The 17044-nt window shown below is 73.4% G+C and carries 11 protein-coding genes; all 11 read left to right on the forward strand.

Translation table 11 applies throughout. The features are described 5' to 3' along the window. The first annotated feature begins 6 nt into the window (after positions 1-6). Complete coding sequence (locus ABD285_RS08030) at positions 7-1242, forward strand: DUF58 domain-containing protein (protein ID WP_344201792.1); 1236 nt, start codon at positions 7-9, stop codon at positions 1240-1242. Beyond that, positions 1239-3656 carry a transglutaminase TgpA family protein gene (locus ABD285_RS08035; RefSeq protein ID WP_344201795.1) on the forward strand — a complete coding sequence of 806 codons (2418 nt, stop codon included), beginning with the start codon at positions 1239-1241 and terminating at the stop codon, positions 3654-3656. Before ABD285_RS08030 ends, ABD285_RS08035 begins: the two co-directional genes overlap by 4 nt. Continuing rightward, entirely contained in the window at positions 3653-4489 is an 837-nt protein-coding gene (locus tag ABD285_RS08040) for a PP2C family protein-serine/threonine phosphatase (protein WP_284253068.1), read from the forward strand. The genes ABD285_RS08035 and ABD285_RS08040 overlap by 4 nt, the downstream gene beginning before the upstream one ends. Then, positions 4486-5553, forward strand: coding sequence for an FHA domain-containing protein (locus ABD285_RS08045; protein ID WP_344201798.1), 1068 nt, complete (start codon positions 4486-4488; stop codon positions 5551-5553). The genes ABD285_RS08040 and ABD285_RS08045 overlap by 4 nt, the downstream gene beginning before the upstream one ends. After that, positions 5550-6326, forward strand: coding sequence for an FHA domain-containing protein (locus ABD285_RS08050; RefSeq protein WP_284253066.1), 777 nt, complete (start codon positions 5550-5552; stop codon positions 6324-6326). The genes ABD285_RS08045 and ABD285_RS08050 overlap by 4 nt, the downstream gene beginning before the upstream one ends. Next, on the forward strand, positions 6323-6856 hold the full coding sequence (locus ABD285_RS08055; RefSeq protein ID WP_284253065.1) for an FHA domain-containing protein: 534 nt from the start codon (positions 6323-6325) through the stop codon (positions 6854-6856). Before ABD285_RS08050 ends, ABD285_RS08055 begins: the two co-directional genes overlap by 4 nt. Positions 6857-6915: 59 nt before the next feature. After that, positions 6916-7746 (forward strand): PP2C family protein-serine/threonine phosphatase, encoded by an 831-nt coding sequence (locus ABD285_RS08060; RefSeq protein ID WP_344201802.1) that lies wholly within the window; start codon positions 6916-6918, stop codon positions 7744-7746. Further along, positions 7743-8969: an FHA domain-containing protein gene (locus ABD285_RS08065; protein ID WP_344201805.1), complete on the forward strand. Its 1227-nt coding sequence runs from the start codon at positions 7743-7745 to the stop codon at positions 8967-8969. The genes ABD285_RS08060 and ABD285_RS08065 overlap by 4 nt, the downstream gene beginning before the upstream one ends. Further along, positions 8966-10618, forward strand: coding sequence for a serine/threonine-protein kinase (locus ABD285_RS08070; protein ID WP_344201808.1), 1653 nt, complete (start codon positions 8966-8968; stop codon positions 10616-10618). The genes ABD285_RS08065 and ABD285_RS08070 overlap by 4 nt, the downstream gene beginning before the upstream one ends. Before the next feature lie 14 nt (positions 10619-10632). Continuing rightward, positions 10633-11334: an FHA domain-containing protein gene (locus ABD285_RS08075; protein WP_284255598.1), complete on the forward strand. Its 702-nt coding sequence runs from the start codon at positions 10633-10635 to the stop codon at positions 11332-11334. A gap of 127 nt (positions 11335-11461) precedes the next feature. Further along, on the forward strand, positions 11462-17032 hold the full coding sequence (locus tag ABD285_RS08080; RefSeq protein WP_344201811.1) for an Ig-like domain-containing protein: 5571 nt from the start codon (positions 11462-11464) through the stop codon (positions 17030-17032). The last annotated feature ends 12 nt before the right edge of the window (positions 17033-17044 follow it).

The following is a 17044-nucleotide window of genomic DNA, read 5'->3' on the forward strand; positions in this document are numbered from 1 at the left end:
CACCGCATGACCGCGCTGCGTTCGCTCCTCGGACTCGCCCGGCTCGCCGCCGGGCGGGTCGCCGCGGCGTGCGCACCGGTGGCCGGGATCGTCAGCCCGCTGGGCGCGATCGTCGCGCTCGCCGCGGTCGCGGCGGGGGTCGCGAGCGCGGTGCTCGGCTGGGCCGAGCTCAGCTACCTCGCCCTGACCCTGGTGTGCGGGCTCCTCGTCGCGGCGCTGTTCCTCATCGGCCGCGCGAGCTATCGCGTGACGATCGAGCTCTCGCCCCGCCGGGTGGTCGCGGGGGAGCGCGCGTTCGGACGGCTGCTGGTCGCCAACGCCGGGTCGCGGCGCGCGAGTGCGGGCCGGCTCGAGCTGCCGGTGGGGCGCGGACGGGCCGAGTTCGACATCCCGGCGCTCGCCCCCGGCGCGGAGCACGAGGAGCTGTTCGCCGTGCCCACCGCGCACCGCGCCGTGATCGTCGCCGGTCCCGCGATCGCGGTGCGCGGGGATCAGCTGGGGCTGCTGCGCCGCCGCGTGCGGTGGGCGGATCCGATCGAGCTGTTCGTGCATCCGCGCACCGCACTGCTGGCGCCGTCGGCCGCGGGGCTGGTCAAGGACCTCGAGGGCCGCACCACGCCGACCCTCACGAGCAACGACCTGGCCTTCCACGCGCTGCGCCCCTACGTGCCGGGCGACGATCGCCGCTACATCCACTGGCGCACGACGGCGCGCACGGGCGTCATCATGGTGCGCCAGTTCGAGGAGACCCGGCGCAGCGACCTCGTGCTGCTGCACCACGCCGAGCGGCGCGCATACGCCGATCCCGACTCCGACGATCCGGATGCCGAGTTCGAGCTGGGCGTGTCGGTCGCCGCGTCCGTGGCGGTGCAGACGATCCGCGACGGCACCCGCTCGCGCATCCTCGGCGAGGAGGCCGAGCTGCGCACCGCGACCGTCGGCGCACTGCTCGACGACAGCTGCCGGCTCGCGCCCGTGCAGCGCTATGCGACCCCGCGCGACTTCGCCCGCGCGGCGACGGCCCTGCTGCCGGCACCCGCGGTCGTCGTGTTCGTCACCGGATCGCGCACCCCGGTGGCGGAGCTGCGCGCCATCGAGACCGCCTTCCCGCCGGACACCGACCTCGTCGCGATCCGGGTCGAGCGCGGGGGCGAGCCGCGACTGCAGGTCGTGTCGCGGCTGCGGGTGCTGACGGTCACCGAGCTCGGCGACCTGCCGAAGCTGCTGCGGAGGATCTCGTGAGCCGCGCGCCGATGTCGTTCCGCACCTGGGTCGACGTCGTGGTACCGCTGCTGCTCGCGATGATCGGCGTGGTCGGGCTCGCCTCGAGCTATCACGATCTCGGCTGGCTCCTCGCCGGCGCGGGCGGGCTCGTCGTCGGCGCGGGCGCCGCGCTCGCCGCCCGAGCGCTCCGGTTCGGCGTGCTGCTGACCGTCGCGCTCGCGCTGGTCGCGTACCTGCTGTTCGGCAGCGCGCTCGCCGTGCCGGAGCAGGCGCTCGCCGCCGTCGTGCCGACGCTGACGAGCGTGCAGAGTCTCGGCGTGGGCGCCGTGTGGGGCTGGGCGGACATCCTGACGCTGCGGGCGCCCGTCGACCTGCCCGACTACGTCACGGTCGTGCCCTACGCCTCGGCCTGGGTCGTCGGGCTCGTCGGCTCCACCCTCGCCGCCCGCTGGCTGCCGCGCCGGCGCACCGCGGCACGCGCGTCGCTGCTGGTGCTCGGGCCGGCCGCGCTCTACGTCGGGAGCGTGCTGCTGGGCACCCAGCAGCCCTACTACCCGGGCGTGCGGGGCGTGCTGTTCGCCGCCATCGCGCTGGTCTGGCTGGGATGGCGGGGCACGACGGGTGAGCAGATCCGGGTCGAGCGGCGACGCGGCACCCTCGGGCGCCGCGTCACGGGCACCGCGATCGTCATCGGCGCGGCCGTCGTGCTCGGGGCCGTGAGCGGCTCGGTGCTCGTGCCGCCGCCGCAGGACCGCTTCGTGTTGCGCGAGAAGGTCGAGCCCCCGTTCCAGCCGATCGACGTCGCAAGCCCGCTGTCGGGGTTCCGGCGCTACTCCAAGATCGACGCGAACCGGACCATCTTCACGGTGCGCGGGCTGAAACCGGATGAGCGGCTGCGGCTCGCCACGATGGACGGCTACGACGGCCACGTCTGGGACGTCGCGGGTGCGCAGGTCGCGAGCGGCGGATCCGGCAGCTTCGAGCTCGTGGGCGGCGCCTATCCGGCTCCGCCGCTCGTGCGGCCGGGGGGTCGGCAGACCCTGACGATCACGGTCGGCGACTACGACGACGTGTGGATCCCGACGCCGGGCTACACGCAGGCCCTGACCGTGACGGGCCCCGGCGGCGCCGGGCTCGGCGACGCCGCGCGGCAGAGCCTGCGCTACAACGCCGCGACGGGGGGCACGGTGCTGCTCGGTGGCCTCGCCCGGGGCGACGCCGTGCGGATCACGGCGCAGACGCAGCGGGCTGCGCCCGACGACGACCAGCTGCGCAGCGTGCCGACCGCGAACGTGCAGCTGGGGCCGGTCACCGACATCCCGGATGTCGTGGCAGCGAAGGCGACCGAGTTCGCGGCTTCCGCGAAGAGCGCGATCGGGCAGCTGCGCAACATCGAGCAGACCCTGCACACCAAGGGGTACCTCTCGCACGGCACGTCGTCGGACACGGTCGCGTCGCTCGCCGGGCACGGCGCCGACCGCATGGAGCAACTGTTCTCGGGCAACGTCATGGTCGGCGACGACGAGCAGTACGCCTCCGCGATGGCGCTCATGGCGCGCAGCCTGCACTACCCCGCCCGCGTGGTGTTCGGCTTCGCCCCGAAGGTGCCCGACGGCGCCGACCCCGCGACGCCGCGCAAGATCACCGGCCACGACGTGAGCGCGTGGGTCGAGGTGGCGTTCCAGGGCGTCGGCTGGGTGCCGTTCTACCCGACGCCGACCCAGACCGATGTGCCGCAGGCGCTTAACCCGAAGCCCCAGACCGAGCCGCAGCCGCAGGTGCGCCAGCCGCCGCGCAGCAACAGCGACGAGAACGACCTGGTCACCAACGTCAAGATCGACGACGGCGACAAGAAGGACGTGTCGCTGTTCGGCCTGCCCGGTTGGGTGGTCGCGGCGGGACTCGGCGTGCTGATCCCCCTGGCGATCGTGCTCCTGCCGGCCCTCGTCGTCGCCCTGTTCAAGGCGCGCAGGATGCGGCGCCGACGCGCGGCGGCCCGCGCCCCGGACGCCGCCGCCGGGGCGTGGTCGGAGCTCGTCGATCGGCTCGACGAGCTCGGCATCGGGCCGCCTCCACCGGGCACCCGGGCACGGGTCGCGGGAGCGCTCGACGCGCGGCTGCGGGAGCTGCCGGCCGCGGGACGCGCGCCCGATGCCGTGGGAACCGCGACGGCCACGGCGACGCTCGAGCCCCTGGCCCGGCGCACCGACGAGCTCGTGTTCGCGGCCCGCCCGGCGACCGCCGCCGAGGCCGACGCGGTGTGGGCGGAGGCGCTCGCCGTCATCCAGTCGACCGAGCACCGCCTGTCCCGGGGGCGCCGTGTGCTGCGCCGGTACCGGCTGTCGTCGCTGACCGGCTGGGCGCGGCGGATGGCGGCGCGGGGCCTGGCCGCCGTGCCGAGGACCGGCGAGCCCGGCGGCGGAGCGCGATGAGCGCCCGCGCGACCGAGCAGCGGCTGACCGTCGCCGACGGCGAGCTGGTGCTGCGCGTGAGCGTCGCCTCCGATCGCGGGACGGTTCGTGCCGTCAACGAGGACGCGGTGCTCGCAGAAGCGCCGGTGTTCGCCGTCGCCGACGGCATGGGCGGTCACGCGCTCGGCGACCGGGCCAGCGCGGCCGCCGTCGCCGCGCTGCGCGCGGTGCTGCCCGCCGACCGGCCGGCGACGACGTCCGAGGTGCGGGAGGCCGTGCGGCGAGCGAACGCCGACGTGCGCCGGGTCGGCGGGCAGAGCATGGCCGGCACGACTCTCGCCGCCGTCGTCCTCGTCGACCCTGCGGCGTGGATGGTCGTGCACGTCGGAGACTCACGGGTCTACGGCTGGGACGGCCGCGTGCTGCACCGGCTGACGAGCGATCACTCGCTCGTGCAGGAGCTGCAGGATGCCGGGATCATCGATGCGGAGCAGGCGCAGCGGCATCCGGATCGCAATGTGGTGACGCGCGCGCTCGGGCCCCACGACACGGCCCTGCCCGACGTGCGGGTGCTCGACCTGCGACTGCCGGGCGACGAGCCGGCCCTGCTGCTGTGCTCCGACGGGCTCACCCGCGAGCTCGACGACGCGGCGATCGCCGGGATGCTCGCCGATGGTGCCGATGCCCACGACCTGGTGGAGGCGGCGGTGCGGGCAGGCGGCCACGACAACGTCAGCGCGGTGATCGTACGCCCCGAGTTCGCGGGACTGGCGGAGCCGCCCGTGGACGAGCAGACTCTCGACCGGATGCTGGGGACCGAGCTCGAGGACACGAGGCCGAGGAGGCATTCATGATCCTGAGGACGAACCCCGGGACGGGGGAATGGACCGTTGCGACGGTCGGGGATGCGGTGCTCGCCGTCGGCGACCCCGCGCAGATCGGCGACCTGACGGCGCGACTCGCGGGACCGGACGGGTTCCGGGCGGCGCTCGAGCGCCTGGTGAGCGGCGGGATCGCCGCGGCGCCCGACTTCGCCCTGATCGATGCGGCCGGCGGCATCGCGCGCATCGTGCTCCGCGGCGCGGCCGAGGTGGATGCCGGGGCCGAGAGGCTCTCGGGCGCGGGCGTCACGACGTGGACCGAGCGCGTGCTCGAGGGCGTCGACGAGCTGCGACTGAGGGTGCCGGGGTCGAGCTGGACCCTGCTGCCGGGCGGTCCGGCGGTTTCGGGTGTCGTCGGCCGGGCCGCCGAGCGGTTCGACGAGGCCGACGCGCATACGACGCTGGTGCCGGCGCGCGAGGAGCGTGCGGCGTCGCCCGCCACGGCTCCCGTCGCCCCCATCGCCGCGGTCGCCGCTCCCGCGGCGGCTGCCGCCGGCGCGCCTGCCGTCGAGGACGAGCCCTACGCGTTCCTCTTCGGCGACACGGTCTACCGCACGATCTCGGGTGACTCGGTGCGCATCCCGAATCCCGACCCCGCACGCCCCGGCGACCACGACGGGCGCACGGTGCTCGTGGACGAGCTGGAGGAGCACGAGCCGGCCGAGCCGCCGGCGGTGGCCGCGGCATCCGGACCGGTGCTCGCCCTCGAGCTGCCGGGCGGCGACGTCGAGCCGCTCACCCGTCCGGTCCTGGTCGGGCGCTCGCCGAGCGACCCCGGACACGACGCATCGGGCGGTCCGCCCCGGCTCGTCGTCGTGGCGGCCGGCGACAAGGACATCTCGCGCACGCACGCCCGCATCGAGGTGGCCGGCGGCGCCGTCGTCGTGACCGACCTGGATTCCAAGAACGGAACGAGCGTCACCATGCCGGGTGCGGCACCGCGGCGGCTGCGCGCGGGGGAGCCCGCGGTCGTGCTGCCCGACACGGTCATCGACCTCGGTGGCGGCGTCATGATGACGGTGCGGGAGACGGCATGAGCGGCCCCGCGTCGGCGCTGCCGGCCGGGACGGCCTCCCGCGGCGGGCTGAGCGGCGAGACCGTGCCACCGCCCCTCACCGCGCTGCGGGTGCGCTACGGCGACCGGAGCGCGGAGGTGCGACCGGGCACCGCGTTCTCGATCGGCCGCGACGCCGACCTCAACGTCGACGACAACCCGTACCTGCACCGCCAGTTCCTGCGCCTGCGCTCCGAGGTCGGCCTCTGGTGGCTCGAGAACGTCGGCACGTTGCTGTCGGCGACCCTCACCGACGGCAGCGGCCAGGTGCAGGCCACGCTCGCGCCGGGCGCCCGGCTCCCGCTCGTGTTCGACCGCGTGCAGGTCGTGTTCGGGGCCGGGTCGACGAGCTACGAGCTCGAGATCTCGAGCGACGCGGCGTTCTTCGGCCCGCCCGTGCTGCCCACCCCGCGCACCGTCGGCTCCGCGGACGAGACCATCGGCCACGTGCCGCTCACCCACAGCCAGCGCCAGCTCGTCGTCGCGCTCGCCGAGCCGCTGCTGCGTGGCGGGTCGACCGGCCGCGGCGAGATCCCGGGCTCGGCGGAGGCGGCTGCGCGTCTCGGCTGGACCCTCACGGCGTTCAACCGCAAGCTCGACAACGTCTGCGAGAAGCTCGACCGCATCGGCGTGAGCGGCCTGCGCGGTGGCCGGGACAGTCTCGCGACGAACCGTCGGCTGCGCCTCGTCGAGTACGCGGTGGCCACGCGCCTGATCACGGCGGATGACCTCGCCCTGCTCGAGCCGGCGACATGAGCGAGAACCCGTTCCTCCTGCCCGGCGCCCGTCCGGGCGGGGCGGGGACGCCGCCGCCGGACCAGCCACGGCTCGAATCCGCCACACGCCGGGTCCCCCGGGTGGATGCCGCCGTGCCGCCCGTGATCCTGCCGCCGGCTCCTGCGGCCGCGCCCGGGCCCGGTGCGCCGCCCGCGGCGGCATCGCCGCCGGCTCCCGCCGCGCCGGCGGCCTGGCGTCTCGTGTTGCCGGGCGGCGAGGAGATCGCCCTCGACCGCGCCGTGATCGTCGGGAGGGATCCCTCGCAGCCGGACGAGGCGCCGGATGCCCACCCGGTCACGGTCGCCGACCCGCAGAAGACCGTCTCGAAGACCCACGTCCTGCTCACGCCCGACCCGGCCGGCGTGCGCGTGCGCGACCTGCATTCGACGAACGGCACGACGCTCGTGCTCGCCGGGGGACGCGCCCCCGTGCCGGCCGAGGGCGGCCTGCTCGTCTCGCTGCCGGCCGACCTCGAGCTCGGCCGCTACACGGTGCGCATCGAGTGCTGACACGGCCATGGGGAGCGCTCCCCACCCCGCCGCCGCCCGATCCGGTGTTCAATGAAACGATGACCCCGCCGCGCCGCGCCCCCCGGGACGCCGAGCCCCTGGTGAGCGTCCGCACCGACCTCGGCCGGGTGCGCGAGGTCAACGAGGACAGCGTGCTCGCCCGCTACCCCGTCTACCTGGTCGCCGATGGCATGGGCGGGCACAGTCGCGGCGACGTCGCGAGCCGCACGACGATCGAGGTCATCGACGCCGCGATCCCGGCGGGTCGGCCCACCGCGGCGGCCGCGATCGTCGAGGCCGTGCACGCGGCCAACGCCGCCGTGCACGCGCTCGGGGCGGAGACCGTCTCGGGCACGACGCTCACCGGCATGGCCGTCAGCGTCTCGGCCGAGGGCGAGAAGCACTGGACGATCGTCAACGTCGGCGACTCCCGCGTCTACAGCTGGAGCGGCCGCACCCTCACGCAGCTGACGGTGGATCACTCGGTCGTGCAGGAGCTGATCGAAGCGGGCGAGCTCTCGCCGCTCGAGGCCGATCGGCATCCGGAGCGCAACACGATCACACGGGCGATCGGCCCGTTCGAGGAGGTCGAGGTCGACGTCTGGCTGCTGCCGTACGTCGACGGGCAGTCCTTCCTCATCTGCTCCGACGGCCTCACGAAGGAGCTGCCGCTCGAGCGCATGGAGCACATCTTCGCGGCGCACACCGGCGACGACGGCGGTTCGCTCGCGGATGCCGTGGTCGAGGCGGCGCTCGCCTCCGGCGGGCGCGACAACGTGAGCGCGATCGTCGTCGAGACCGGCGGCGGCGACGACGCCACCCGGGTTGGCACGGGCACGCGCGAGCGCCCCCGCCAGCTCGAGGACACCCTGCCGCGGGGCATCGGATGACCGCGCGGGTGGTCGCGGATCCGTCCGGGGCATGGCTCGCGGTCGTCGGGCCGGCCGGCGCGCTGCTCGTCGCGCACGCGGCGGAGCGTGCCGAGGAGCTGCTCGCGGCGCTCTCGGCGAGCGACCCGGTGCAGCCGGTGCTCGACGTGCTCGCGGGTTCGGGCGTCTCGGTCGCCCCCGACTTCGCCCTCGTGCTGACCGACGAGGCGGGACGCCCGCGGCACGCGGTGATCCGCGGCCACGCCGTGGTGCGGGTCGCCGGTGCGGGCGACGCGGTCGACGAGCTCACCGGGCGGGGCGCCCGCACCTGGATGGAGCACGAGGTGGATGCCGCCTCGGCCTCGCTCGTCGCTCCCGTCGCGTCGACCGGGGCCGCCCTCCCGCTCGAGCGCGGCGCCGTGCTCGGTGTCCGGATCGACGTGGGGGAGTCCGCGGCCCGGCCCGCGTCCGACCGCGCGCCGTCGCCCGCAGCTGCCGCGCATCCGAGCCCCGCGCCGGCCCCCGGTCCTGCCCCTTCGCCCGCCCCCGCGCTCATCCCGGCCGTCGACGAGCACACGATGGTCGAGCCCGACGAGGGGGGACTCGGCTACGACCGCCTGTTCGAGGCGACGATCGTGCGGCCGGTCGAGGCCGCGGCGGTGCGCCCCGAGCCGGTCGACGAGGAGGCCGACCCGCCGACGCCCGCGCCCGCCTCTGCCTCCGCGCCGGCCGCGCCGCCCCACGACGAGTCCGGCGCCGGCGCATCGGCCGACGACGAAATCGACGACGACGGCGACCACGACGGCGAGACGGTGCTGAGCGGAGACCTGCGGGGTCGCGCGACCCGCACCCGACCCGCGCCGGACGAGATCGCCCCTGCCGCCGCCGCGCACCGCTACGCGCTGGTCCTGCCCGACGGCCATCGAGAGGCCCTCGTCGGGGAGCTCATCCTGGGTCGTGCCCCGACCGCCCGCGTCGTCGACGGCCGGATGCCGCGCCTCGTCACGATCGAGGGCGACCCCGACGTCTCCCGCAGCCACGTGCGTGTGGCGCTCGAGGGCGACACGGTCGTCGTGACCGACCTGCGCTCCCGCAACGGCACCTCGGTCGTGCTGCCCGGCAAGCAGCCCCAACTGCTGCGCGCCGACGAGCCGACTCCGGTGATCCCGGGCACGGTCATCGACCTGGGCGAGTCGAAACTGCGCGTCGAGCGCGCGGACACGGGCGCGGGGGACGCCGCATGAGGCGGACCGCCTCGGCCGCCCCGGAGTTGCAGGGCTACGAGTACCAGCGCCTGCTCGGCGCCGGCGGCTTCTCCGACGTCTTCCTCTACCTGCAGCGGCTGCCGCGTCGCCCCGTCGCCGTGAAGGTGCTGCTCGCGGAGGAGCTCACGCCCGCGGCGCGCCGCGCTTTCGTCGACGAGGCGAACCTCATGGCGCAGCTCTCGGCGCACCCGTACATCGTCACCATCTACTCCGCCGACATCACGCCCGATGAGCGCCCGTACTTCGTCATGGAGTACTGCGCCGGCCCGAGCCTCAGCGAGCAGTACAAGAGGGAGCGGTTCTCGGTCGCCGATGCGCTGCGCACCGGGGTGCGGCTCTCGAGCGCGGTCGCGACGGCGCACGCGGCCGGCATCCTGCATCGCGACATCAAGCCGGCCAACGTGCTCACCAACGAGTACGGCTGGCCGGCGCTCACCGACTTCGGCATCTCGTCCGCGGTGGAGGAGCTGCCGATCCACACCATGACGGCCGGCATCCCGCGCGGCGACGAGACCGGCGGCACCGGGCAGTCGATCGGCATGAGCGTGCCGTGGTCGCCGCCCGAGATGTTCGACGACGATCCGGATCCCGACGTGCGCTCCGACGTCTTCTCGCTCGCCGCCACGATCTGGACCCTGCTCGCCGGCCGCACCCCGTTCGAGGTGCCCGGCCGGTCCAACGGCACGCTCGACCTCATCGGCCGCATCGAGCGCGGGGCCGTCACCCGGCTCGACCGGGACGACGTGCCCGCCTCGCTCGTCGCGGTGCTGACCAAGGGCATGGCCGTGCGTCGCGTCGACCGCTACCAGTCCGCGGTCGAGTTCGCCCGGGCCCTGCAGAGGGTCGAGCTCGAGCTCGGCTACGCACCGACGAGCATCGAGCTCCCCTCCATCGGCGGGGATGACGAGCCGGATGCCGTCGCCCCGACCGACGAGGCCCCCGAGACCCGGGTGCGCGGCGTGGCGACCATTCACGCGCAGCCCGCCGCGCCGGCGCCGACGTCGGCCGGCGCCGGGCATCCGGCCGCGGCCGTCGCCGCCGCGGAGCTCGCGCCCACCCGGGTCCGGGGTCTCGCCGTCGTGTCGCCCGAGGCGCCCGCCGCCGAGGCGCCCGCGTCCGCGTCGTCCGCTCCCGAGCACACCGTCATCCGCCCGCGCCCCGAGCCGGCCGCGCCGGCTCCCGATCCGTCGACCGCGGCGCCCGTCGAACCGCGGCCGGGCCGCCGCGTCCCGCGCCTGCGCGTCGTCCTCGCCGCCGTCGCCCTCGTCGTGGTCGCCGCCGCGGTGACGACGTCGATCGTGCTCACGGGGGGTCAGGCCGTCGATCCGACCCCGAGCCCGACCGCCTCCGGCTCGAGCGCCGTCATCGGCGGCGCGCCCGAGGCGCCGCGATTCGTCCGCGCGACGGCGAGCGCCGACGGCACGGCGGTCACCTTCACGTTCGCGCCGGTGAAGAACGCGGCGGGCTACCAGTGGGCGCCGGGCGAGAACGCGGACGCGAAGACCTCGGTGCGCACGCCGGTGGTCGTGCGGACCGGCCTCACCCCGAACCAGCGGGTCTGCGTCAGGCTCGACACGATCGCACCGGACGGCCGCACCTCCGAGGCGACGACGGGGTGCTATCCGTGACCAGCGCTCCGGCCATCGGCACGCTCACCGTCGACTTCATCGGCGAGGAGTACGTCGTGCAGCCCGGCGACGAGTTCACGATCGGGCGCGAGGGCGACCTCAGCATCGACGAGAACCCCTACCTGCACCGGCACTTCCTCCGCCTCGCCGTCGAGTACGACATGTGGTGGCTCTCCAACGTGGGCAGCCTGCTCTCCGCGACGGTGAGCGACGGCACCGGCCAGGTGCAGGCCTGGCTCGCGCCGGGCGCGCGGCTGCCCATCGTCTTCCCGGTCATGCACGTCATGTTCAGCGCCGGGTCGACCACCTACGACTTCACGATCCGCACCGAGGCCGACTGGTTCAACACGAGCACCTCGGGAGCGGCGCTCTCGAGCGCGACGACCGTCATGCCCGTGACGCTCACCCGCACGCAGCGCCAGCTCGTGCTCGCGCTCGCGGAGGGCGTGCTCACCCAGTCGGTTCCGGGTCGTGGGGCGATCCCCGCATCCGCCGACGCCGCGAAGCGGCTGGGGTGGTCGATGACCACCTTCAATCGCAAGCTCGACAACGTCTGCGACAAGCTCGACAAGCTCGGGGTGCCGGGGCTCCGCGGCGGCCCGGGCCGGCTGGCGACCGGCCGCCGGGCGCGGCTCGTCGAATACGCGATCGCGAGCCACCTCGTCTCGGTCGACGACCTGCCGCTGCTCGACGACGCCGGTTCCGAGTCGGACTAGCCCCGACGCGGTCTCGGCGCCCGCGTGGGGAGTGCTCCCCATTCGCCCCCCTTCGAGGGCCGTGTTAGCGTCGAGCGTCGTTCAGGGACGGCCCGAGAGTACGTCCGATGAGACCCGGGGGTTGCGAGTGTTGCGCTGGTTGCGCGGCTGGAGCCGCGCCCGCAAGGCGATCGGCTCGACCGCCGTGATCGCGGTGGCGGCCGGGGTGCCGCTCACCGTGGCGGCGCTGTACCACGGCTTCCCGGTGAGCGACGTCGACCTCACCCAGCGCGACGTCTGGGTGACGAACTCCCAGCAGGAGCTCGCCGGCCGGCTCAACAGGCAGATCGACGAGCTCGACGCGTCGGTGCAGGCGACGACCGCGTCGATGGATGTCGTCCAGTCCGGCCGCGACGTCTTCCTGATCAACCGCACGGCCCACACGCTCGAGCGGATCGATCCCGCCTACACGACGCTCGGCCAGCGCGCCGACCTGCCGAAGAACGCGGAGGTCGCGCTCGGCGGCTCGACCCTCGCGATCGTGGACCCCTCCAACGGTGCGCTGTGGTCGATCGACGTGAGCAACCAGCTGAGCTTCGACCCCGCCACCCGGCACCCCGACATCAAGCTGGGCGCGGGCGGGCACGCGACCGTCACGCCGACGGGCGTCGTCGTCGCGACCTCGCCGAAGAACCACGAGATCGTCACCGTGCCGCGGCCGGGGGCGCGTCCGACGACGGCCGGGGCCGACATCCCGGTCGACAATCAGATCTCGTCGGTGGGCGAGAAGGCGGTCGTGCTCGAGCCCGGGGCGAAGAAGCTCCTGGTCGTCGGCGGCCCGACCGTCGAGCTGCCGGCTCCCGCGCTCAAGCTGCAGCAGGCGAGCGCGGCGCACGGATATGCGGTGCTCGAGGGGCGCGACGAGCTCATGGAGGTGCCGCTCGGCGGCGGCACGGTCACGCGGATCATGGCCGGCATCCCCGACTCGTCCTCCGGCAACGGGGCGATCGCCCCGGTCTGGGTCGATGGCTGCGCCCACGGCGCGTGGGGCGCCTCGCAGCGCTATCTGCTGGCGTGCGACGGGCGGCAGCCGCAGAAGGCGACGATCCACCAGAAGACCTCGGGCGACGAGCTCGCCTTCCGGGTCAACGGCCACGTGGTCGCCCTGAACAACCTCGACACCGGCAACGTCTGGGTCATGGCCGACTCGCTGCATCTCGTCGACAACTGGGACGAGGTCACACCGCCCAAGGAGCAGCAGAACGACCAGATCGACAAGACGAAGTCGAGCGTCGAGTCGTTCGAGGACACGCTCGCCAAGCGCACGAACGTCAACCACCCGCCGACCGCGACGCCCGACACGTTCGGCGTGCGTGCGGGGCGCACCACGGTGCTGCCCGTGCTCGACAACGACACCGATCCCGACGGCGACGTGCTGGTCATCACCGACTTCACGGCGATCCCCGACTCGCTCGGCCACCTGGATCCGATCGACGGCGGTCGCGCGCTGCAGTTCACCCCCGCGGCGGATGCGGCCGGCAGCGCGTCGTTCCGCTACACCGTGAGCGACGGCCGGCCCAACGGCACGGCGGACACGACCGTCGACGTCCACGTCGTGCCGCCGGATCGCAACTCGGCCCCCGTCTCGCATCGCAAGGCCGCCGTGAGCGTCGAGGACGGCCAGACGATCACCTACAACGTGCTGCAGGACTTCCGCGACCCCGACGGCGACGACATCCTGCTGCAGAACGCCGCGCCCGCGTCGCAGGACCAGGTGCGCTTCACGCCGGATGGCACGCTCACCTTCCAGTCCACGAGCGGCCAGGTGGGCCTCAAGACGGTGAACTTCACGGTCTCGGACGGGCGCGCCTCGACCACGGGCCAGCTCACGGTCGCCGTCAAGCCCGCCGGCTCGCTCGACCCGGTGGGAACGCCCGACTTCGGTCAGGGCTTCGCCGGCGACACGATCAAGATCTCCCCGCTGCAGAACGACACCTCGCCCTCGGGGCAGCCGCTCCAGCTGCTGGGCGTCAAGGACGTGCCGGGCGGCGCCACGGTCACCCCCAACCTCGACCAGGGCACGGTCGACGTGACATCGAGCCGTCCCGGCACCGTCTACTTCGAGTACGAGCTCGGGGCGGGGCCGAGCACCTCGGTCGGCATCGTGCGGGCCGACTTCGCGCAGCGGCCGCAGGACGCGATCCCGCCGGTCGCCGTCACCGACACCGCCTACCTGCGCCAGGGCCAGTCGAGCGAGGTGAGCGTGCTCGACAACGACGTGTCGCCCACCGGCAAGGTGCTCGCGGTGCAGTCGATCGACACGTCCGCCCTCGATCCGGGCGTCAAGGTCGAGGTGCTGAACAACACGATCGTGCGGATCAGCGACTCGGCGTCCCTCACCACGCAGACGCAGTTCACCTACACCGTCTCCGACGGCGACGCGAGCGCGGTCGCGGGCGTGACGATCGTGCCGGTACCGCCCGTCGTCGACCGGCAGCCGCCGATCGCCGTCGACGACCACGCCACCGTGCGCGCGGGTGACATCGCCACGGTCGATGTGCTCGACAACGACTCGAGCCCCGACCAGGCGCAACTGACCCTGCAGCCCCGGCTGGTCGACACGCACGCGGCCGGCGACGGTGTCGTGTTCGTCTCCGGCGACACCCTGCGCTACCAGGCGCCCAAGAAGCCGGGGGTCTATTCGGTCGTCTACCGGGTCGCCGATCAGTACGGCGAGGCCGCCGACGCGACGGTCGATCTCACGGTGACGGCCCCGGATGTCAAGGGCGACCGCGCACCGGTGCCCGATCCGCAGACCGCGCGCACGTTCGCGGGCGCGAAGGTCCGCATCGACGTGCCGTTGAACGGCATCGACCCCGACGGCGACTCGGTGACCCTGGTCGGCTACACGAGCGCGCCGCAGCTCGGCCGCATCGTCGAAAGCGCGAGCGACCACTTCACCTACGAGGCGTACCCGACCTCGGCGGGCACCGACAGCTTCCGCTATTCGGTGCAGGACGCCCTCGGCAAGACCGCGGTCGGCGAGGTGCGGATCGGCGTGATCCCGCGGGCGGCCGAGTCGCAGCCGCCGAACGCGGTCGACGACACCGTCTCCGTGCGACCCGGCAAGACGATCGCCGTCCAGCCGCTGCTGAACGACTCCGACCCCAACGGGTACCCGATCACGCTGGAGAAGAAGCTCACCCACATCGACAAGCACCTGAAGGCGCACACCGAGGGGGCGCGGGTGCTCATCGTCGCGCCCAAGACCCAGGGCTCCTACAACGTCGGCTACCGCATCACCAACGGCCAGGGCGGCGAGGACGACGCGTTCATCATCGTGCGCGTCGACAAGAAGGCGCCGCTGCAACCGCCGACGGCCGAGGACCGGTACATCTCGTCCGAGGACCTCGGCAAGAAGGCCCAGTACACGGTCGACGTGTCGCGCCTGATTCAGAACCCGAACGGCGAGAACGACGTGCTCAAGGTCAGCACGGTCGGGCCGAACGCCGGACTCGCCGACGTCGCCGGCCAGAGGGTGACCGTGCACGCCCAGGATCACCGCGTCGCCATCGCCTACAGGGTCGTCGATCCCGACGATCCGAAGCTCAGCGCCGAGGCGTTCATCATCGTGCCGCCCCGGGTCGGGTCGGACTACAGCCCGCCGCCGTACCTCAAGCCCGGCACGCACCCGGTCGTCCCGCAGGACGGCTCGAAGCAGTGGGATCTGAAGGACATCCTCGTCGTGCCCTCGGGGAACCCGGTGACCCTCGCGCACCCGGACCAGGTGGCGGCGACGGGCAGCGACGGGTCGAAGCTGGTCGTCGACAAGAACACCCTGCGCTACGCACCGCGCAAGGGCTTCCGGGGCCAGACCGCGATCACGTTCCAGGTCACCGACGGACCGACCGCGACCCAGCCGACCGGCCGCGTCACGCTCATCACGATGCCGCTGACGGTCGGCAATCCGGACCAGTCGGACGTCGCGCCCTCGTTCACCGCCATGACGGTGCAGATCGAGGCGGGCGAGCCGGCCAGGGAGGTGGACCTGCGGGCCGCGACCGCCCATCCGAACCGGTCGGTGGTCTCGCAGTTCCGCTACGGCGCCCTGACGGGCGGCACCGATTTCATCCACGGCGACCTGTCCGGCGCGACGCTCAGCGTGTCGTCACCGCTCGGCACCCGCGTCGGCACGACCGCCGACCTGCACTTCACCATCGCCTTCCGCTCCTTCACGGTGCCCGGCACCGTGCACGTCGTCACGGTGCCCTCGACGCGGCCGCGCGCTCAGGCGATCGAGGACGACGTCAAGGCGCAGCGCGCCAAGGCCACCGCACCGATCGACGTCCTGGCCAACGACTACAACCCGTTCGCCGATCAGGGCAAGCCGCTGCAGCTGACCCGCGCCACCGTCGACAACTCGGCGCAGACCTCCGCCGCCGTGTCGTTCACGCCCGATGGCCACGTGACGGTCAGGCCCGACGCCTCGTTCATCGGAGTGGTGAGCATCACGTACACGGTGCGGGATGCGACCGGTGACGCGAGTCGCGACGTGACGGGCCGGCTGCTGGTGACCGTGCGCGACGTGCCGAGCCAGATCCAGCCCGCGCCGAATGTGCTGAGCGAGAAGGATCACGAGGTCACGATCGAGTGGAAGATCCCGGCGACCAACGGCGAGCCGCTCCTGGACTACACGATCCGATGGATCGGCTCCGACGGCGGCAAGTCCGGCGAGGAGTCCGTGGGCACCGGGAGCACGCGGGCGACCGTCACGGGCCTGGTGAACGGCGGCCATTACCAGTTCACGGTGTTCGCGCGGAACATCCTGGGCGACGGCACCCCCTCCGCGCAGAGCACCGTGGCGATCCCGTTCGGCACACCGACGCCGCCGACGACGGTCACGGCCACCCCGACGAACGACGGCTCGGGCCACGTGAAGCTCACCTGGTCGGGAGCCACCGGCAACGGGCGCGACATCACGACGTACACCTGGCGCTCGAACAGCGGTGCGACCGGCCAGTCGACGACGACGAGCGCGACCGCGAGGCTGGCCGTCGGAAGCAACTACACCTTCACGGTGACGGCCACCAACAAGGGCGGGTTGACCAGCAAGCCGAGCGTCGCGTCGAAGGCCGCGATGCCCGGCGTGGGTGCCCCGAGCAGCCCGCGCCTGAAGACCGGCGCCGACGGCGACAAGACGATCACGGCCACCTGGGGCGCCGCGACCACCTACGGCACCCCGGTGACCTACCACGTGATCATCAACGGCGACGACAAGGGGGTGCACAGTTCCGGGTGGCAGTTCAACGGCAACTTCGGCTCGAACTACACGATGGTCGTGCGCGCCGTCGCGGGCGGCTCCACCCATGACTCCGCCAAGTCGAACACGGTCTCGCCGAGTGACAAGAAGCCCGCGGCCCAGACGGTGAAGGGGCCGGAGTACAACGGCTACTCGGGCTGTCCCGTCAACTGCTACAAGGTGAAGGTCAACTACCAGGACTTCCCGTCGGGCACCTACACGCTGGTGATCTGGGACCGCGATGCGGGCCAGAGCTCCGGTCACTCGGAGTCTCCGTCGTTCTCCGCGCACATGAGCGGCAGCGGATCCGTCGTACTCGACTACACGTTCGGCACGGTGGGTGAGCACGACGAGATCTGGGTGCACATCTCCGGCAACGGAATCAACATGGACGCCACGCACTCCGGTGCCTGGGGATAAGGAGACCGCACA

The sequence above is a fragment of the Pseudolysinimonas kribbensis genome (genome assembly GCF_039531715.1).
In the GTDB taxonomy this organism is placed as follows: Bacteria; Actinomycetota; Actinomycetes; order Actinomycetales; family Microbacteriaceae; genus Pseudolysinimonas; species Pseudolysinimonas kribbensis.